Below are 20,824 nucleotides of genomic sequence, written 5' to 3'. Positions count from 1 at the left end.
AACACACAAAATGCTGCCTATATGGCGAAAATTGCCGACAAAAAGCATGTTTCCATCAAGAGTCACGCTTTTTCTTAGCAAGATCAGGGAGTGCTTTAGGCAAGGCGACGCGATTGAATCTCGCACTAAAACGGCCTGTGCTTTGACGGATAAGGCGCCATAACGCTTGATAGACATTGACCGCTTCGCTCCCTGCTTGCAAAGCGCGGGTTTGCATCTGCCACTCGTCGTCCTGTTTCGCGTCAGAAAGCGGCTGACTAGAAAGCAGTGTGCGTCGGCCCGTTCGTGCGCGGTGTTCGCGATAAATCAATGCTCTAGCGGCGCCCCACTCTTTTGCTTTCAGCGTACGTCTAAACACGAGCCAAGTGGGTGTTGGGTGCGTGCGATAGTAACGCAGCGTTAGCAGAGCAAACACAGTAACGCTCAACAAGACAACAAGCAGCGCAATCAACCAAGGCGCGTAGGCTTTAAGCCAAGAGCTGAGCGTATGTTTAATCACAAAACTCTGCCCCTCAATCGTCATATGCTCAAGTTGCTTCGTCTCACTGTTCCACCACTGGAATTCGATATCGGGCAAGGTTAAGGTTCCACCTCGCTGCAAGACATACACTACCTCTTCTTTACGCTCTGAACGATAGTTACCTCGCTGCTGCGTATCGTCGAGGGCACTGGGTTGTGAGTAGGCTTGGTAAAAATCCGATCGCGACCCATCGAGAAGTTCGGGCAGCAAAACGGAGAGGCTATCATTGGCCGTGATACTTACCGCTCTCGTGATGCTATCCCCGACATTAAGCACCTCGTTTGAACGCTGCCACTGCTGGGAAACCTCAACCTCGCTGGCGCTAAACCAACTTTTTTGTGTGTCAATCAGCCCAGAAGGTAGCACAACCTGAAAAGGTAGCGGTGGCGTTTGTAGTGTACCCGACAGCGGCTTGCCATCTTCCGCCGACACAGTGATAGCCAAAGCCAACGGTGGTACAACATAATCACCCGATGCTTGAGGGTAGAGCGTGATCTCCCAACGTTGGTGTGACCAGGTTTCGCCACTACGACGCTCCGTGTAGTTGGTGGCTCTCGGGTTACGCTGCATCGCAATCACATTTGCCAACTCCACGTTTTGAATATTCGTCCCTGCCGTAAACCAACGCGGCGTACTGACATCAATCGTCATGACAATCTGTTCGTTGACTGTAAACTGTGGCGTTGCGCTTGGCGCTTGTTCGTCACCTAGCCAAGCGCGGATTTCGACTTGTGCGCTGCGCTGTTTACCGCCAAACGTCTGGGCATGCACGCTTGTCGACATTAAAGCGGCGAAACAGGCACACGTTAGCCAAACCATGATGGATTTCATTGAGACTCTCCCTGCGCCGATTGCTGCTGAAGATAAAATTTCGTGCGTAAGAAACGTTTGGGATCCGCTTCCACTCGTTTTAGCCACTTATCCGCGAGCTCATCACTGCCTAAAATCTCGCGGGCGTTTAAGCTCTCTTTGTTGAGCAGCTCTTCAACGGTATTCTCTTCGGCGCCATCGGCGGTTTGAGGGTTATCAGACAACTCATACGAGTCTTCCAACCCATCCGACACACTGGTCTGGCTCTCGCTTAAGCGGTTGATCTCCTCAACGATCCCAGCCAACACATCGCGGTTATTGAGCACGTCTTTTCTTAGCGCTTCGGGCAGATTCTCGTCATCAAGCAAACTATTGAGCAAGTTGCGCGCGGCTAAATATTCCCGTTGACGCGCCAAGGCACTGGCGGCGTTATACAAACCGAGATAGTGCGATTCATCACGCTGATCATTTTGCATCGAAAGAAACGCCGTGTGGGCGAGCTTGTACTCAGCGGCGTAGTAATAGGCGACGCCTTTATGCAACGGGCTTTGATAATGTTTGGCTGCACGTAAATAGTCGCCGCGGTTAAACCAGCGCTGGCCTTGCTGATCTGGGGTTAACCAGAGATCCCACCACCACTGCGCCGCCTCATCAAGCATCGTCGGTACTTCAACGTTTACGGGTGATTCGGCATGCGTCGAAACAGTTTGCGCCAGCACTGGCGATGGCAAGCCTACCGAGCCAAGCAATGTTAGGGCCAAACACCACTGGACCAGCCAGCCTTTTCTAAACCACAACAACATCAGCAACATCACCGGGATCAAAAGCCAATACCCCATATCTTGCCAAGGCATCGCCGAATCGCCGTTCATTTGCATATTACGCTCAACGTAACGGTTGATCTGCTCGACGTCGCTCTCATCAATGCTCATTTCAACCACTCTTCCGCCGACAGCATCCGCCAACTGATTGAGTGACTGAAGGTCGAGGGAGGATTTTGCCTGACTGGTGCTCGCCACTTGCTCATTGCCCGCCGCCAGAATGACGAGCTGATAAGGACGCTCAGCAAAAAAGCGTTGATAGGCATTAATGGCACTCGGCGTGACACCATCACTGACCAATAGCACTGTTGAGCCCGGTTGCTGATTGAGCTGATCGTCGATAAGCGCCAAGGCGGTATCGGCGTTCTTACCCGATTCGGGCATGATGCTTGGCTCGATCGCGGCTAAAAATGGCGCAAATACCGCGACATCTTGTGTCAAGGGCATAGCAGTGTGACCACTACCCGCAAACACGAGCAGTCCGGTGCTGCCACCACTTCGTAGGGCTAACAAGTCACGAATTTTATGTTTCGCACGTTCCAGTCGACTTGGCGCAACATCGGTTTCCAACATGGTATCACTGCTATCGAGTACCACCAGCATCGCTGCTCGATCTTCGCCAAACGGCGACGCCTCGCGCTGCCATGTAGGGCCTGCGCACACCACTATCGCCAAAGTGACGATCATCACCAACAGTTTGAGGGGTAGCTGCTTGCGCCACCCAGCATCACCAATGGTTAGCGCCTTTCTAAGGTGCGCCGGTAAGATCTCCTGCCAACTTGGTTGACTCTCTTCTCGCCAACGCAGCCAAAGCAGCAGCAACATCGGAACCAGTGCTAACAACCAAAAAGGACGAATAAAATGAAACTGGGTAAAAAACTGTACCCACAGCTGGCTATCGAACACCTTGACCTCCTGACTGTGAGCGGCGCGCCCGATGAATGCGCTTGCTTGTCGCCAGCGCAAACGCAAGTAAATAGATCACCACAACTACGGCGATGAGCTGATGATGAATGCTCTGTTTCGGCCGATAGGTCAGGCTTTCAAACAGTTCGGGTTCGATGTCTGAAATGATCTGATAGGCATCACTAAGCGCCGCCCTGTCAAGCGCTTCAAACGCACGTCCACCGGATTCACTGGCGATCCGTTCGATCACCTCCATATCCAGCGCAGTTTCACCCACCGTTTGCGGATCGCCCATCGCAATAACGTGGATACGAACCCCTTTCGCTTTGGCGACTTTTGCCGCGTCTATGGGTTCAACAAAGCTGCCAGTGTCGTTCCCGTCGGTGAGGACGATCGCCACTTTTTCGCGTGCGCGAGCCTCGTCGCCTGTTTGCGTGTTATTGTCACTTTGTTCAAACACTTTGATTGCCAAACCGATCGCATCGCCAAGGTGGGTGCTCTGCCCAGCCATCGCCACATCGGTCTGCGACAAGAGTTCAAGCCACACGTCATGGTCAACGGTAAACGGTGTTTGCACAAACGCTGCGTCACCAAACAGAATTAAGCCTAGTCGGTCCCCTTGGCGCGATTGCGCAAACTCTTCCAGCACTTCTTTTGCGGCATCAAGACGGGAGACTTTTTGACCTGAGGCACTGGTAAAGTCGGTTTCCGCCATCGACCCGGATAAATCGACCACCACCATCACATCACGGCCGATACTTTCTCTCACTTGTGGTTCGCCCAACACCGTCGGTTTAGCAAGCGCCATCACCACCAGCACCCATGAGAGCAGCAACGTCGCACGCTGCCACCAAGTCGGTTTAAGCTGGCTTGCCCCTTGACTTGGCGCCTCGCCCATCGCTTCAACCAAAAGGGTAAAAAATGGCACTTTGGTCGCCATCTGCTTGGTGCGATAAGCCGGTACCCACCAATAGATCAACAGTGGCAGCGGCAACACCACAAACCAAGCGGGATAAGAGAACTCAAAGCCACTCATGGATAAAAGACTTTGCCAACTATTCATCGTGCGCGCTCCTGATGACGACTCAGCCACTGTTTCGATTGCGCAATCAGCGCTTGTTTGTCGTGATCGCTAAGTGGCGCCGCGGGATTAACTAAATGATTCATCCAACGCTCAGCAAGCGGGGCGTCAAACGGCGCATCCACGCAAATGGCATTGAGCTTATCCGTAAAGGGGGCGCCAAATAACGGACTGTTGCGGCTATCTAGATAGACCAGCACCACTTTAATGATGTGAAAGAGCTGCGAAGCAAACTGGGGATCAGTCGGTTCAAGCCTTGCAATGGCGTTCAGCGCTTCTTGGCGGTAGCGATTGCGCCACCAAAAGCGCGCATAGCGGTAGCCGCCGTACAGCGCAGCGAGCAGGATAAATAGCGCGACGAGTTTCCAACCTAAGGTTTGTGGCCACCAGCTGATGCTCGCGGGCACGGCGACGTCGTGCAAATCACGCAAAATGTAGGTGCTTGGTGGCGTATGTGTCATACTCATCCTCGCCCTCCTACACGGCGCTGAAACTGCGCAATGTGTTCACCGTCGGTGGCCAATTCAATGTACGGCAACTTTTTCGACGCCATCAAACGACTGAGCGATTGACGCTGATTCTTCATCCGTTGCTCTAACTCTAAATTCGCTTGAGAAAGCTTACTGCGACTATCGAGATTTAACTGGTATTCGCCATCGCCGACCACCCAATTCATGGACGCCAATCGGGACGGCAGTGATTGCTCTAAGGGATCACTGACCATCACCGCGAGCACATCATTGTGTTGTTGGAGCTGCTTAAGACGATCCACATCATGATCTTGGCAATCGTGCCAATCACTGATCATGATAATAGTGGTCTGTTTTAAGCGCATGCGTTGCAGTTGCTCCATCCAATGGGAAAAACTCACGGACGCAGTATCGGTACTGTCCACATTGAGCGCTTGGTTGGCCTTAACCAAGTGTTTGAGCTGACCAAGCAGTTGATTTTGGCTGCGCTGAGATTTGCTGTGCACAATAGACTGGCTCGAGGCGAGCGAAAACCCAACCCGATCGCCATCTTTAAGGACGCGCCAAGCGCACAAGGCAGCCACTTCCGCGGCCACCACAGATTTCATCACCTGCACAGAAGAGAAATACATCGCACTGCGTTGGTCAACACAGATCATCACGTTGCGATCTTTCTCTTCGGTATAGCTTCGCACATGAGGCTTGCCGGTGCGCAGGGTCACTTTCCAATCTAAGTTGCGAATGTCATCACCTAACTGATAGTGGCGTAGCTCTTCAAAGTTGAGCCCACGCCCTCGAAATAGCGACGTATTACGCCCCGCCAATACGCTGGCCGATTTTAAATGCGGCAGCAGCGTGAAGGATTGTGCTTGAGCTTGCAGGCGTACTAACGTGGCGTAATCACTGTAGAGCCTTGGGTCGAGCCCTTGTGATTTCGGTGCTAATGTCGGCTTAGCCATCAATGCCCCTTACTTATCCAATCGCCACACAATCAAGCAGCTCATTGACCACACGTTGATGATCAACGCCGTCAGCTAACGCGTCATAAGTCAAGGTGAAACGGTGACCGAGCACCGCAGGTGCAACGCTTCGCACATCGTCTGGCGTGACGTGGTCACGCCCTGCGAGCCAAGCACTTGCGCGCGCACACTTATCAAGCGCAATTGACGCACGTGGGCTCGCGCCCACCTCGATCCACTGGGCGAGGTTTGATTCACCGTAGCGCTCGGGTTTACGCGTTGCCATCACCAGTGCCACAATATAATTTTCTACCATCTCGCTGACGGTAATGGATGGCAGTTGTTTGCGCGCGTCCAACACATGCTTGACTTCAATTGTATTTAAATCCGGGGTCGCACGATTGGCCGCACCCAACTCCTCACTGCGTACAAGGCGGATAATGTCTCGCTCCGCTTCGTCTTCTGGATAATCAACCGTCACTTTCATAATAAAGCGGTCCATTTGCGCTTCTGGTAAGGGGTAGGTCCCCTCTTGCTCGACGGGATTTTGTGTCGCGAGTACCATAAAAAGCTCAGGTAGGATGTGCGTTTTTTCGCCGACCGTGATCGTGCCCTCGGCCATTGCCTCAAGGAGCGCCGCCTGCACTTTTGCCGGCGCGCGGTTCACTTCATCAGCCAAAACAATCGAATTGAAAATCGGACCCGGCTGGAAGTGGAGTTGGTGATGGCCATCGATTTCTTGATACACCTCAGTGCCCGTCACATCAGAAGGCAACAAGTCTGGCGTAAATTGGATGCGGCCAAAGCGTGTATTAAGAAGGTTCGCCAGCGATTTGACCGAGCGTGTTTTCGCCGTACCCGGTAAGCCTTCTAACAAGATGTGACCATTAGTCAATAAACCAATCACCAATGCTCGCACGACGTGGCTTTGCCCGATGACACTCTTCTCTGTTTGTTCAATCAGGGCGGCAATGGCCTGCTGTGCTTGATTCATATTGTGCTCCACTCTATTTAACCGCAATGTTGCTGCTACTCGCTCGTCTCCAATGAGACCGTATGGCATCTGCCCTATCGTAGCGATTTACCCTATAACTATTGGTTATACCTGTCATACTTCGCCCTTTACTTAGGGGCTAATCCAAGCCGCGCGCGCAGTTGCCCCACCACCTCTGGGGGGACCACTTGCGCTAATGTGCCCAGACACGCCTTGAGGGCTTCGTCTACCTCAGCGCTGTGTCGGTTGCGCGCTAAGACTTCACACTGAGCATAAAGATGTTGAGGGTTTCCGCCCACTTGATACGCTTGATTGAGCGCCTGACTGGCCGCCATTACATCACTGCCCTCCAGAGCAAGACCGTACACATACCAATATTGGGCATTGGTTTGCGCGCCTTTGGCTGCCATGGCCAGATAATCATTGGCCTTTGCTCGATCGCCGCTGCGAAGCAAGGATAACCCTAGGCTGTAAGGGATGATCGAGGAGTTGGGCTGCGCAGCAAGACCACTCAGCAGCACCTCACGTGCTTTACTCTCGTCGCCTTGGGTGCGGTAAAGATCGGCTAAGTTGATGTAACTGTTCTCAAAATAGGGTTCAAGTTGTATCGCTTGTTGATACAAACGTTCGGCCTGCCCACTGTCGCCCATCTGACGGTGCACATTGCCAAGATTAACGCGACCAAAGCCGCGATCGGCGTTAAAGCGTTGAATCTCGATATACTCCTCAAGCGCCGGTTTCAATTGCGCTTTTTGTTCCGCACTCATCGACAAATAGCCACTGACTAACGCGGCGGCGGTTTCGGTTCGCACGGCAAGGACTGGATCACTAAGCAGCGGTGAGAGTATTTTCCACTGATCAGCAAACTCGTACCCCGACGCCCCTTCAATGGCGCCAAGGCGAATCATCTCATTGTCGTGTTTGACTGCTCGCGCGAGCGAAATCAACGTATTTTGACTCTGATTTCCCGCCATACGCTCTAGTGCAGAGGCGCGAATAATTGGCGCCAACGAGGCATCTTGCGCGCTGTAAGCAAGTGCATCGGCGCTGCCTTGATGCCCAATCTCATCGGCGTAAAAAGCCACGGCAAAATGTTGCTGATTTCGATAAGGGGAGTCTGGGAACCATGCGCCGACTTGCTCGTCCGCCCACTGCGCACTTTGATCTGTGTGACAAGCAGTGCACACATTGGGTGTACCAATATGTTTGGCGATATCCGCACGTGGCACATGCCAGCTGTGATCGCGCCTTGGATCCACCTGCATATACGTCGTCTCGGGCATATGGCATGTGGTGCATTTCGATGCCTCACTGTCTGGAGCATGGAAGGTGTGCTTTTCTGGCGTATAATCCGATGCTAAGTGACATTGTGCACACACGGCCTCTTCGGCCACTTTCAACTTAGCACTGTGTGGATCATGGCAATTGCTGCACGTTACACCTTTTCTCGCCATCTCCGATTGCAAGAACGAGCCGTAAACATAATCTTCATCGTAAATTTGGCCATCATGGTGATAAAGCTCTGGCGTGATCAAGCTTAAGCGGTATTTGTCAAAAAATGAGCCATTCACATGATCGCCCGTCTCATTCAACTGGGTCCGACGGCTATGGCACTGGGCACAAGTTTGCACTTGCGCTGTCGGTACGATTGCGTCTGGCTGTAAGGTCGAATGCCCTTCTTGATAAACCCAATTAGCGACTGATTGGCCTAAATCACGATCAAAGCCAAGGTGGGCACTCTGCTTTGACCATTCGCTGCGCGGCTGATTGGCATACTGCGTTGCTTGCTCAACGTGTTCACTTCCCGGGCCGTGGCACGCTTCACAACCGACATTGATTTCTGACCAAGTCGTGTTGTATTGATTGCTCTCGGCGTCATAATTTTTCTTGAGGTTAGTAGAGTGACAATCAGCGCACATAAAGTTCCAGTTTTGGCCACTATTGGTCCAATAGAATTCATCGGTAGGCGTCGTATCTGGGTAAAGATGAAACCAGCGCTGCCCACCATCTGATTTAGGTCTTGAATCCCATGCATAGGGAATCAGTTGTACTCGGCCATCATCAAAGGCAACCATGTACTGCTGCAAAGGGTCAAAACCGAAGGTATAAAGAATCTGATGATCTTGCATTTCACCGTTTAGTCCTTCCAAGGTGACCCAATATTCTTCGTCTTTTTTGTAGAACCGAGACTTTTTCCCATTGTGCGTCATGCTCGCATCTTGGAAATCACCGAGCACTGAATCGGATTTAGCATGGCGCATCGCCATATCATGGTGAGAACCCTGCCATGCAGTATAAGACTCTTGGTGACAATCGATACAAGCCTCAGAGCCAACGTACTGGAACTCTGCGTTGGAGGCAAATGAGAGAACGCCAGTCATCATGAGTCCCAAATGGGTCAAACATTGTAAAAAACATCTCAGTTTGTTGCTTACTGATATCCCTATGGACATAGTTTCTCCAACCTCAAATAAATCTATTTAAATCATACGCGTTAAGGTTATTCCACTTCACTTCATCACCTAAATAATTGAACCTGCTCTCACATCTCACGATTAACTTTACAGAACGAAAGGTCAATTAATCATTTAATACCGTAAAATCAACAACTTAAAAAATGCGCATAACCTTAGGTTATATTAACTATAAAGAGACTTTCACAAATTTGGCTACTATTGTATGGCGATAAGAGCAAAGTCTTTGTTCTACACAACTCACATAACTATTGGAGTCCTTATGGCTAACCATCTAAGCAAACTGGCTATGGGTGTCGCAGCAATCGCTACGTCTACCATGGCTGTCGCTGCGGATAAACCGAACATCCTAGCGATCTGGGGTGACGATGTTGGTATCTTCAACATCGGTGCATACAACAACGGCATGATGGGTTACGAAACCCCAAACATCGACCGTATCGCTAACGAAGGTGCACTGTTTACTGACCACTACGGTCAGCAATCTTGTACTGCAGGTCGTGCTGCCTTCTTGACAGGTCAAGAACCATTCCGTACTGGTCTTCTGACTATCGGTATGCCAGGTTCAGATCACGGTATTCCTGATTGGGCTCCAACCATCGCTGATCTTCTTAAAGAACAGGGCTACATGACCGCTCAGTTCGGTAAGAACCACATGGGTGACCAAGACAAACACCTTCCTACTGCGCACGGTTTTGACGAATTCTTCGGTAACCTTTACCACCTAAACGCAGAAGAAGAACCAGAGACCTACTACTACCCGAAAGATCCAGAGTTCCGCGCAAAATACGCTCCACGTGGCGTTATTAAGTCAACGGCTGACGGTAAGATTGAAGATACCGGCCCAATGACGCGTAAGCGTATGGAAACGGCAGACGAAGAGTTCCTAGAAGCATCATTGAACTTCATGGAGCGTGCAGTGAAGGCGGACAAACCTTTCTTCATCTGGCACAACACCACACGTATGCACGTTTGGACTCGTCTACAAGAGAAATACCAAGGCGCATCAGGCATCTCTATCTACGCTGACGGTATGTTAGAGCACGATGATCACGTTGGTGTGCTACTAGATAAGCTCGATCAACTGGGTGTTGCTGACAACACGATCGTTATCTACTCAACCGATAACGGTGCGGAAACAGGCACATGGCCAGACGGCGGTGCAACTTTCTTCCACGGTGAAAAAGGTACCACTTGGGAAGGCGGTTTCCGTGTACCTCAATTGGTTCGTTGGCCTGGTGTGATCGAACCTGGTACTAAGATCAACGACATCATGTCTCACAAAGACTGGATCCCAACGCTACTTGCAGCGGCTGGCGATGACAAAGTCGTAGATAAACTAAAATCAGATAAGGGTGCGAAATACAACGGTAAGAACTGGCGTGTACACTTAGATGGCTACAACTTCCTACCTTACTTTGAAGGCAAAGAAGAGAAAGGTCCTCGTGAGTCTCTACTTTACTTCTCAGCTAACAGTGACTTAGATGCTGTTCGTTGGAATGACTTTAAAGTTCAGTTTGCACATATGGAAGGTAACATCGCTGACGGCGTACGTTTCCAAACCAACTGGCCTTCAATTGTTCACCTACGTGCTGACCCATTTGAAAAAGCACCACACGAATCTGGTCTGTACCTACGTTGGATGGCAGATAACATGTGGTTGTTTGTTCCGGTACAACAGCAGATCGCACCATTCTTGGCAACAATCAACCAGTACCCGTTCCAAGCAAGCCAAGTGTTGAACCCAGGTAACTTCAACCAGAACGTTATGATGCTTCAAGGAAAACTGAAGCAGCTTGAAGCGGCGACAGCTAAGTAATTAGCCTTACTCGTTAAGTTCATTCAAAGCAAAACGCTCTGCCACATGGCAGAGCGTTTTTTTTATGCATTCAACAGTATGTAAAATCCAAGTTATTCATCATCCAGCGGGATTAATTTCGTCGGACCACCATGTACTTTTTCCCTCTGCCTCTGCACCAAAGCGTAGAAACCTGGGATTAAGAAAGTACCTGCGAGTAGAACACACAACAGCCCGCCGATAAGAGAAACACCTAACGAGTTTTGACTGATGTGGCCCGCGCCATTGGCAAAGATCAATGGGAAGATCCCTAAGATAAACGACCAAGACGTCATATTAACGGCGCGAAAACGCAGTTTTCCGCCCTGAACTGCCGCCTCATCGATTGGTGATTCTTTCTCTTCGCGCTCGACCTTAGCGAACTCGACAATCAAAATGGCGTTTTTCGCCGCCAAGGCAATCAGCAGCACCAGTCCGATTTGCGCATAAAGATTGAGTGGCATTCCGGCAAGGTTTAACGCCAAGAAAGATCCGAGCGTTGCGACTGGCACAACCAAGATGATCGCCAGTGGAATACTCCAGCTTTCATACTGCGCCACCATAAACAAGTAAATAAAAATCAACGCCAGCGCGAACGCGAAGATCGCTTGGTTACCGGCTAAGACCTCTTGGTAGGCCATGCCTGTCCACTCGTATTGGTAGCCTTGTGGTAACATTTCCGCCGCGACTCGCTCCATCGCTGCAATCGCATCGCCACTGGAGTACCCCGGTGCCGGTTGACCCTGAATAATGGCGCTGCGGTACATGTTGTAACGCCATGCCACATCAGGCTCAAATACCTGCTCGTAGCTGACCAAAGTGCTAAGCGGCACCATCTCTCCCGAATGACTGCGCACGTGGAAACGCTGCAAATCTTCCATGCCACGGCGGTGCTCGCCATCAGCTTGCATCGTGACGCGGAAGTTTTTTCCAAATAGGGTGAAGTCGTTGACATAGAGTGATCCCAGATTACCTTGCAGCGTCTGGAATACTGACGACAACGGGACACCCAATTGCTGTGCTTTTTCACGATCAATATCGATGTAATAGTGCGGTACGTTCGCCCTAAAGGTACTGAAGGTATACGCGATCTCAGGTTGCTGATTGGCCGCTGCAATCATCTGCCCCATTACCAGCGCCAGATCGGTTCGGCTACGTCCCAACGTGTCTTCGAGTACGAACTCAAATCCAGACGCGGCGCCCATACCTGGCACGGCAGGCGGTCCCATTGCGAATACAACCGCCTGCGGCAGTGTCATCGCTGCTTTTCCGTTGATCCGCTGAGCGATCGCATTGGCGCTGTGATCACCTGTGAGCGCATTGCGTGTATTCCAATCGTGCAGTTTAACGAACAGAGATGCACCGTTTGATGCTGCGGCACCGGTCATAAAGGAGTAACCATTCGCTACCGTCACGCCATCTACGCCCGGCTCCTGGCTGACCAAATCAATCAGCGAGCCCGTGACCGCCTCGGTCCTTGACAAAGACGCAGAGTCAGGCAACTGGACATTGATCAACAAGATGCCTTTATCCTCTTGGGGAACAAAGGCGGTAGAAGTCGTTTTGGCGAAAAAGCCGACCGCTACCACGGCAACAACAAAGAATCCGGCCAATAAGACGGTCTTTTTCACCAAGAAACCCGCGATCTGACCATAGCGATGCGTGACGTTATCTAACCCGCGGTTAAAGACGTTAAACCAACGAGCGGTATTGCCTCCACCCTGCTTGAGCACCAAAGAACAGAGTGCCGGCGAGAGGGTCAGCGCGTTGATGGACGAAATCACCACAGAGATACAGATGGTTAACGCAAACTGACGGTACATGATGCCGGTAATACCCGGCAACATAGCAACAGGTAAGAATACCGCCAGCAACACCAGTGTCGAGGTAATGATCGGCCCCGTCACCTCTTTCATCGCCAGCAAAGTGGCTTTACGCGGGGAAATGGTCGGGTCTTTCGCCATCGTGGTATCCACGTTTTCGATGACCAAAATTGCGTCATCAACGACAATACCGATGGCCAGAATCAAACCAAACAAGGTGACGGTGTTAATCGTAAAGCCCGTCGCTTGCATGATGGCAAAAGTACCAATCAAGGAGACCGGAATGGCAAACACGGGAATTAAGGTGGCTCGCGCGCTGCCTAAGAACAAGTAGGTCACCGCAATCACCAACAAAATCGCCTCAATTAAGGTTTTGACCACCCCTTTGATCGATTCAGCGACAAACACTGTGGTGTCATAACTGGTCTCATACGCCATGCCTTCTGGGAAGTTGGCGCTCATGCGCTCAAGCAAATCCATCACCGCTTGACCACTTTCTAGCGCATTGGCATCCGATTGCAGTGACAACGCGACAATCGACGCATCGCGGCCACGGAACTGGCCGCTTCCGTCGTAAAACTTTTTGCCCAGCTCCACTCTTGCCACATCTTTCAGATAGACAGTCGACGCATCATGGTTAGCGCGCAGCACCACGTGCTCAAACTCTTCAACGCTCTCCAAACGCCCTTTAGTGACTAGGTTAAACTGCACTTCCTGAGTTTCACTATATGGAGCAGCCCCCACTCGACCGGCAGCCACTTGCACATTTTGCTCACTGAGTGCGGCGTAGACATCCGATGTGGTCAGTTTCAGGTTAGCCATCTTGTCAGGATCGAGCCAAACACGCATTGCGTATTCTCCTCCTCCAATAACGTTGACTTCACTGATGCCTTTCACTCGCGCGAGCTGATCTTTGACGTTGAGGTTGATGTAGTTGATCAAAAACTGATCGTCATACTTGCCATCGGGTGAGTAGAAGTTGAGCACCATCAGCAAATCTGGCGAGCGCTTTTTCACCGTCACACCGACCATACGGACTTCTTGGGGTAGCTTTGACTCAATCTGCGAGACGCGGTTTTGCACGTTGACCTGCGCCATGTCTGGATCGGTCCCGACGTCGAAGGTGACATTGAGGCTGTACGAACCATCGTTAGCGCTTTTTGATGACATGTAGATCATGTTCTCAACGCCGTTAACCGAGGTTTCTATCGGATCGGCAATGGCTTGCTCAACGACTTCGGCACTCGCCCCAGTGTAAAACGCGCTCACGCTGACCGAAGGAGGACTAATTTTCGGGTACTCAGCAACAGGCAAGATTGCCAACGCAATCGCTCCAGCTAAGGTTAATATGATCGAGATAACCAGCGCGAACTTAGGGCGCTGGATAAAGAAACGACTCAGCATCCTGCCCCCTTACGATTGCGTCGCATTTGTCGACGTTTCATCTTGCGGTGAAACATGGACAGGCACGCCATTACGGACACGTTGCAGACCTTGGGTAATCACTTGCTCGCCAGCCATCACGCCATCTCGAATGATCACCCCTTGCGGTGTTTGCTGACCAAGCGTCACGTTGCGGCGCTCAGCAATATTCCCCTTTGCTAGGATCATAACAAAGTGGCCTTCTAAGTCGGTTTGTACTGCACGTCTTGCAACCACTACCGCCGGCTTTGCTTGTTTCTCTCGCAACTCAACACGAACATGTTGCCCGGGAAGCAAGCGATAATCAGGGTTTGGCACACGCGCGCGCATCGCGATAGTGCCTGTGTTGAGATCAATACGATTCCCTAAATAGTCCAGCTCGCCAAAGTGGTCGAAAGGTTGACCGTTTTCAAGCAGCACCTGTACTTCGACAGAGTGGGCCCCTTCGCGGCCATCGCCTTTGATTGAATCCACCCCGAGGGCTAAGCGTTCACGTTCACTGACGCTAAACGCGGTGTGGACAGGGTCAAGACTGACGAGCGTTGTCAGCACACCACTTTGCGGAGAGACCAGATCGCCGGTGCTGAAGTGGCTCTCGCTGATGCGACCTGAAAACGGTGCGCGAATTTGGGTATACGAGAGATTGACCTCAGCCAAGTTGACTTGCGCTTTGCCTGCTTCAACTTGTGCTTGCGCGCCAAGCAAGTTGGCATTCAAATTGTCAAATTCTGACTGCGAGATACTGCCTTTGGGCAAGAGGTTTTTCCCGCGTTCGAAATCGAGTTGCGCTTTTTTCAGCGCGGCGTTGGCCTGCGCCAAGCTTGCTTTAGCACTCGCCAATTGCGCTTCAAAAGAAGAAGGTTCGATAGTGAAAAGCAGCTGACCTTTTGCCACCATCTGCCCTTCGTCAAAATGGTGCGCTTTAAGGTAGCCTGTCACTTGTGCCGTGATGTTGGTGTCTTCCACCGCCTCCACTCGGCCAATGTAGGATTTGCTTTCTTGGTAGGAAATTTCAGTGACAGGTTCAACGACCACTAACGGCGCTGATCCACCTTGGGCAGCCGTAGAAGAATCGTTGCAACCTGTAATAAAAAGCGCACTGGTGAGCGCAGTGATGATTAACGTCTTTTTCATGATAAACCGCTAATGAAATGAAATTGGTTCATCATGAACATAAACACAATTCACATCGCTTCTGTCCGAGAAGTATCAGAGCGATACCGTATTGTGTATCAGTTTGTAACTAAACGCCTTTGCAATAAGTTATCAACTTGTTGATACAAAACGTCGGGCGATGGCCAGGTATAAACCAGTTCTGGAACTTGAGTACCACATGGGGCATTCCATAGCCTCTCTTGTGCTAACTGACCACCAATATGCTCATAGAAATCAATCGCCTGCTGATTCCCCTTGAGTACTTCAAGATACACGCCGTTATCAGGGAAATATTGACGTGCCCAATCGGCAATCGCTTTGAGTAGTGTCAGGCCAATACCGCGACCGCGAAAGTAGTCATCCACATGAAGGGCATCAATGATGGTGCCGCGCTCAAAATCATGATTACCAAAACCACACACAAAGCCGCACAATAGCCCACCTTCTTCAATCACATACACCGCTTGATTGAACGGTGGATTGGTTAAGCGCGTTTGCCAGATGATTTTACGTTCGGATTGTACCTCTTCTCCGAGATACGCTTTAGATAGGATGCCAGAATAGAAGCGTTGCCAACTTTTTGCATGCAATCCTGCTATACGCTCGAAGTCGCTATATTCCGCTACTTTTATTTCCATTTATAGTTCCTTATTACTTCCTGTAAGGATGAATTACACATTCATACTATTGAACATTTAACAAAAAGCCAAACATCCTGTCAAAGATAAGCAATAAATCCGGGCCTATTGGGTTCACTTTGCAAACAAAACAGTGAATTACTCTGTTACAGATTTAGCTCTCAGTCCTTTCAACTTTCGTTTGACTTACACGTGTACGCTGACTATTCTGGCGAACACGTGTTAGCTGAAGGTTTGCATCATGTCGATTAAGGAAAAGCCGCCTCTCATTTGGGTCAATGTTTTACTGTTTGTTTCTACCTTTTTAGTCGCTGCGATTGCCGCTCCGTGGTATGGCATCGAGTTTGGTTATCAGTGGCAACACTGGTTCTGGCTGGTGGTGACGTACTCGTTTTGTAATCTCTCCATTACTGCAGGCTATCATCGCTTGTGGTCCCACAAAACCTACCAAGGTCACTGGTCTATCCGATTGCTGTTTGCGCTCGGTGGTGCTTTTGCTCTGCAAAACAGTATCCTCCATTGGAGTTCTGACCATCGCGTCCACCACAAACACGTCGACAACAATGACAAAGATCCATACTCGGCCAAACGCGGGTTTTGGTTTTCTCACATTGGCTGGATGCTAAGAAACTACAATCAAGAGATCTACGCCGATTACGCCAACTGCCGCGACTTACAGAAAGATAAGATCGTGATGTGGCAACACAAACACTATCTCTTACTCGCGTTGGTGACCAACCTTGGTATTCCTGTGGGCCTTGGCCTTCTATATGGCGATGTTTGGGGCATGGTGTTGATGGTGGGCGTCGTGCGTTTGGTGCTGAGTCACCACTCCACCTTCTTCATTAATTCATTGGCGCACATCTGGGGCGCTCAACCTTACACGGACAAGAACACCGCACGTGACAACGGGATTCTCGCGTTCTTCACGTTTGGCGAGGGGTACCACAACTACCACCACATCTTTGAAAATGACTACCGCAATGGTATTCATTGGTGGCAGTACGATCCAACTAAGTGGCTAATCAAAAGTTGTGAATGGGTAGGATTGGCGGAGAAACTTCGCGTGACTCCCAAGATTAAGATAGAGAAAGCGCGCGCAAAAATGACGCTAGAGCGCGCCAAATCTAACATTCGCTCTATGCCAAATGCGAGCCTCATCAGCGATACGCTCAACAAAGAGTTTGAGCAGTTGATGAGCAAAATGACCGACTACTACGAGGTGAAGAAGCAGGTCCTCGAAGCGAAGAAAAGCAACATGGTTGAGCGCTACGAGCAATCCCTCTTAAAACTGCGCTATCAACAGTTGAAACAGGATCTCGCCGCACAAAAACGTCGCTGGGAAGGACAGATCGCTCAATACGCCTAATCAGAACACTTTGTTCAGTCTAAAGTATCTAAAAGTAAAAGCCTTAAATGATCAAAGGGAGCTGACGCTCCCTTTGTTGCATTCATGTTTCGATAATGGCTTGTCTTGATTAGAGTGCCGCTCAAGCCGCACTCTGGCTATTAGCCAATCATACGCTCGTCTTGTATACGATGCTCGTTGATCAACACCGTAGTCGCACGTTTGAAAAAGTTGAAGTCGGTCGCGGTCGCACTAGTGTACGCACCCATCATGCGGCCCACCACCAAGTCACCATTTTCGAGCATCGGTAGCATGATGTTTTCCGCAATCACATCAATACTGTCACACGTTGGACCTGCCAGCACACTTGGCATCATCTCGCCACCTTGCTTCAGTACCGCCATTGGGTAAGGCGCATCATCAAACATGAGACCACTGAACGAGCCATAGATACCATCGTCTAGGTAGTACCACATCTGACCTTCACGCTCCGCTTGGCCCATCACCGATGCCACACTGGTTACTGCCTCTGCCACAATAAAACGTCCTGGCTCAGCAATCACCTGCACTGTTTCTGGTAGGGTAGCAAGCGCTTGGTTGATCGGTTGGCAAAACTCATCAATCGGCATCACTTTTTGTGTATAGCACACTGGGAAACCTCCGCCGATATCTAAGGTACTCAGTGCCGGTAGCCCTTTCGCCACCACTTTGTCCATGACATCACGGCAGGCGTGAATCGCGTCGACGTATTTCTGCGGATTCATCGTTTGTGAACCCACGTGGAAAGAGAGTCCTTTAATGCGAATATTCCACATTTGCGCTGTCTCGATGATCACGAGTGCTTGCTCTGGTGTGCAACCAAATTTTTTCGACAAATCGGCAAACGCTTCATTGTTGCGAAAACTCAAGCGCACTAGTAGCTCAACTTCATCTTGATAAGGCTTAAACTTCGCCAATTCGTTCAAGTTGTCGACCACAAACACGTTGCAACCGTACGCTAAGGCATCACGGATATCGGCATCACGTTTGATTGGGTGAGTATGAATCGTGCGCTCAGCAGGCACGCCCTGCTCGGCCACCAATTCCACTTCGCCGGTAGTGGCAAGGTCAAAACTCGCCCCTTCTTCAAGCAGAGTGCGAACAACAGCAGGGTGTGGCAGTGGCTTAAGTGCGAAGTGCAAGGTGACATTCGGCAGTGCACGGCTTAGCGCTTGGTAGCGTTCACGAATGATGTCGCAATCGAGGAGCATCAAAGGTGCGCCATATTGGCTCACCGCTGATTCGATGAATTGCGCTTCACTCGCTGCCATCGCAGGGGAAGCAAAAGATTGAAAACCAAGTACTGAGTGTGTGTTAGCCATGATAGCTTTCTCCAACAATTTAGGCATTGCTCGTCGCGCTGCCCTATTGGAGGGGTAAGCAAATCGATGAACAATGGAGCGTCAATAAAGCGCAATACGCGCAGTCAAAGTCACTCTTGGATAGTTGCTCTATCGCCTTGCCACAAAACAGAATGTGATGTACTCGGATTGGCTATCATCAAGAAGCAGGGCGATAGTAAGGTCATGAGTCGGTCAGTGCAATAGGAAATGGGCAAAAGAAAAGACACTTATTTTTATCGTCTAGATAAGGATTCTTTATCCACTCCACGCGATGACCTAACGCCTGTGATCAGCCCTTTTTCTTACCGCGTCCCGCATGAATTTTCAGCTTGGCTTTCATTTTACGCTTTTCCGATGAACGGCTTTTTTTCCTTGGCGCACGATCAGGTTCCATCTCTTCAATCAGACTCGGTTCGAAGCCCGCCAGCCACTCTTGTGGTAAGCGCTGATCAAGCAAACGCTCAATCGCCTCAAGCAGGTACTCTTCGTCTTTTGCCATCAAAGAGACCGCTAGCCCGGCTTGACCCGCGCGGCCCGTACGGCCAATCCGGTGGATATAGTCTTCCGCTTTGTAAGGTAAATCGAAGTTCACCACCTGCTCTAATTGCGCAATGTCTAAGCCTCGCGCGGCGACATCTGTGGCAATCAACGCACGCACTTTACCTGATTTGAAATCGTCGAGCGCTTGCTGGCGTGCCCCTTGGCTTTTATCACCGTTGATAGAAGCAGCCTTAATGCCATCTAACTTTAACTCTTTGGCCAACGCATCACTGCCCTGCTTGGTTTTGGTGAAGACCAACACCTGCTGCCAGTTTTTAGATCCAATCAAATAGGCCAACAATTCCGCTTTGCGTTTTTTGTCGACCGGATAGACCATCTGCTCCACTTTCTCAGCGGTGCTGTTGGCCGGCGATACTTGCACGACTTGCGGCTCATTGAGCATTTTGTGCGCTAGCGTTTTGATGCGTTTATCAAACGTGGCAGAGAAAAACAGCGTTTGACGCTCTGGGTTTGTCGCTTTGAGAATGCGTTGAATATCCGGCATAAAGCCCATATCCAACATGCGATCCGCTTCATCCAACACCAAGTAACGTGTTTTCTTAAGTTGGATGTGTTTACAGTAAAGGTGATCAAGCAGGCGCCCAGGCGTTGCGATCAAAATATCACAGCCATTGGCGAGGTGACGCGTTTGTACATTGATGCTTGTGCCGCCATACGCGGTGACAATGTGCAATTCACTGGTCTGATTGTACGCGCTGAGGTTGTCGTACACTTGCTGCGCTAACTCACGCGTGGGCACCACGATCAGCGCCAACACATCGTTGCTTTGTGGATCGCGCTTTAACGCCGCTTGGCTCAAAAGTTGGATAATCGGCAAACCAAACGCGGCGGTTTTCCCCGTACCGGTTTGCGCACCGGCCAACAAATCGACCCCTTGCAGTACTTTTGGAATGGCCTGCTCTTGTATGGCTGTGGGCGTATCGAAACCCAAACGTTCCACCGCTGCGACAAGCGAAGAATCAAGACCAAGTTGAGTAAATAGAGACATTGTGCAATTCCAAATAGAGTCGGGTCGGCGATTCTATCAGAAACTCTTCGCAGCGTTGAGTACGTCTGAATACAATTGGTCGAAAATCGCCATTAAGTGAGCAGATTCTCGGCTTAAATCCTCACCGCAATGCGCCAATGGCGTCATTCTAGGCGAGCGCTGAGCAATTCGGCTCAGTGCAAAGCGGATGTTGTCGAGCTCTTGATACGAGTTCAACCATTGACCTTGGTGCATTGCGTTAGCAACACGCATAAAACGTTCAGGTAGTGGCTGCTCTGTCTGCTGAGCTTGGCGTAGAACGGTGCGCATGGCAGATTGACTGAATTGCTCAAGCGAGACGGGATGATACTCATCAAAGCGGCAGGCTAACGCATGGTCCCAGAACATATCTAACGCGATGGGCGCATAACGCCTTTTTTCACGGGCGAAAAGCAACTTTGCCTGCGCGGTTAATGGGTGGCGATCGGTGTACGAATCGACAAATCGGTGCAACTTAATGCCGTCTACCACTGAAGGATGAAAACGCCCCTCGGGATTGCCTTTAACAAAATCCCCGAGCAAGTTTCCCATTAGGTTTGACTCACACGCGGTCGCGATATGTAGGTGAGCGAGGTAGTTCATAAAACACAAAGCCA

15 protein-coding genes are annotated in these 20,824 nt (G+C 50.5%); 2 read left to right on the top strand and 13 right to left on the bottom strand.

Annotated elements, in window-relative coordinates; translation table 11 throughout:
* Positions 1-55 precede the first annotated feature (55 nt).
* From AC6R0L_RS03475 to AC6R0L_RS03445, 7 genes are all read right to left on the bottom strand, one after another.
* Complete coding sequence (locus tag AC6R0L_RS03475; protein ID WP_500628243.1) at positions 56-1,351, bottom strand: BatD family protein; 1,296 nt, start codon at positions 1,349-1,351, stop codon at positions 56-58.
* A complete protein-coding gene (locus AC6R0L_RS03470; protein WP_500628242.1) occupies positions 1,348-3,057 on the bottom strand; it encodes a VWA domain-containing protein in 1,710 nt (569 codons plus the stop codon). The genes AC6R0L_RS03475 and AC6R0L_RS03470 overlap by 4 nt, the downstream gene beginning before the upstream one ends.
* The gene (locus tag AC6R0L_RS03465; protein WP_500628241.1) at positions 3,047-4,120 is read right to left on the bottom strand and encodes a vWA domain-containing protein; all 1,074 of its coding nucleotides are present in this window, start codon (positions 4,118-4,120) and stop codon (positions 3,047-3,049) included. Before AC6R0L_RS03465 ends, AC6R0L_RS03470 begins: the two co-directional genes overlap by 11 nt.
* Entirely contained in the window at positions 4,117-4,605 is a 489-nt protein-coding gene (locus tag AC6R0L_RS03460) for a DUF4381 domain-containing protein (protein ID WP_500628240.1), read from the bottom strand. The genes AC6R0L_RS03465 and AC6R0L_RS03460 overlap by 4 nt, the downstream gene beginning before the upstream one ends.
* A complete protein-coding gene (locus tag AC6R0L_RS03455; protein ID WP_500628239.1) occupies positions 4,602-5,567 on the bottom strand; it encodes a DUF58 domain-containing protein in 966 nt (321 codons plus the stop codon). Before AC6R0L_RS03455 ends, AC6R0L_RS03460 begins: the two co-directional genes overlap by 4 nt.
* 13 nt (positions 5,568-5,580) lie before the next feature.
* On the bottom strand, positions 5,581-6,561 hold the full coding sequence (locus tag AC6R0L_RS03450; protein WP_487901460.1) for an AAA family ATPase: 981 nt from the start codon (positions 6,559-6,561) through the stop codon (positions 5,581-5,583).
* 128 nt (positions 6,562-6,689) lie between these two features.
* Complete coding sequence (locus tag AC6R0L_RS03445) at positions 6,690-9,014, bottom strand: multiheme c-type cytochrome (RefSeq protein ID WP_500628238.1); 2,325 nt, start codon at positions 9,012-9,014, stop codon at positions 6,690-6,692.
* 283 nt (positions 9,015-9,297) lie between these two features.
* Here AC6R0L_RS03445 and AC6R0L_RS03440 point away from each other — a divergent pair, with 283 nt between their 5' ends.
* The gene (locus AC6R0L_RS03440; protein ID WP_487901459.1) at positions 9,298-10,854 is read left to right on the top strand and encodes an arylsulfatase; all 1,557 of its coding nucleotides are present in this window, start codon (positions 9,298-9,300) and stop codon (positions 10,852-10,854) included.
* Between the two features lie 92 nt (positions 10,855-10,946).
* Here AC6R0L_RS03440 and AC6R0L_RS03435 read toward each other — a convergent pair whose 3' ends face one another.
* The 3 genes from AC6R0L_RS03435 to AC6R0L_RS03425 all read right to left on the bottom strand — a co-directional run bounded on the left by AC6R0L_RS03435 (position 10,947) and on the right by AC6R0L_RS03425 (position 15,910).
* Complete coding sequence (locus AC6R0L_RS03435) at positions 10,947-14,099, bottom strand: efflux RND transporter permease subunit (RefSeq protein ID WP_500628237.1); 3,153 nt, start codon at positions 14,097-14,099, stop codon at positions 10,947-10,949.
* A 9-nt stretch (positions 14,100-14,108) separates the two neighbouring features.
* Positions 14,109-15,251 carry an efflux RND transporter periplasmic adaptor subunit gene (locus AC6R0L_RS03430; RefSeq protein WP_500628236.1) on the bottom strand — a complete coding sequence of 381 codons (1,143 nt, stop codon included), beginning with the start codon at positions 15,249-15,251 and terminating at the stop codon, positions 14,109-14,111.
* Between the two features lie 98 nt (positions 15,252-15,349).
* Complete coding sequence (locus AC6R0L_RS03425; RefSeq protein WP_487901456.1) at positions 15,350-15,910, bottom strand: GNAT family N-acetyltransferase; 561 nt, start codon at positions 15,908-15,910, stop codon at positions 15,350-15,352.
* A 241-nt stretch (positions 15,911-16,151) separates the two neighbouring features.
* On the opposite strand from AC6R0L_RS03425, the gene AC6R0L_RS03420 reads away from it, so the two are divergent.
* Complete coding sequence (locus AC6R0L_RS03420) at positions 16,152-17,279, top strand: acyl-CoA desaturase (RefSeq protein ID WP_500628235.1); 1,128 nt, start codon at positions 16,152-16,154, stop codon at positions 17,277-17,279.
* Positions 17,280-17,419: 140 nt separating this feature from the next.
* Here the strand turns inward: AC6R0L_RS03420 and AC6R0L_RS03415 are convergent, their stop codons facing one another.
* The 3 genes from AC6R0L_RS03415 to AC6R0L_RS03405 form a co-directional block, all read right to left on the bottom strand.
* A complete protein-coding gene (locus AC6R0L_RS03415; protein WP_500628234.1) occupies positions 17,420-18,619 on the bottom strand; it encodes a type III PLP-dependent enzyme in 1,200 nt (399 codons plus the stop codon).
* Positions 18,620-18,929: 310 nt separating this feature from the next.
* Positions 18,930-20,189 carry a DEAD/DEAH box helicase gene (locus AC6R0L_RS03410; protein WP_500628233.1) on the bottom strand — a complete coding sequence of 420 codons (1,260 nt, stop codon included), beginning with the start codon at positions 20,187-20,189 and terminating at the stop codon, positions 18,930-18,932.
* A gap of 36 nt (positions 20,190-20,225) precedes the next feature.
* Complete coding sequence (locus AC6R0L_RS03405; RefSeq protein ID WP_500628232.1) at positions 20,226-20,810, bottom strand: acyl carrier protein phosphodiesterase; 585 nt, start codon at positions 20,808-20,810, stop codon at positions 20,226-20,228.
* Between the last annotated feature and the right edge of the window lie 14 nt (positions 20,811-20,824).

The sequence above is a fragment of the Vibrio sp. R15-SG3-ISO1A genome, from assembly GCF_059833955.1.
This window is presented reverse-complemented; position numbering and strand designations above follow the sequence as displayed.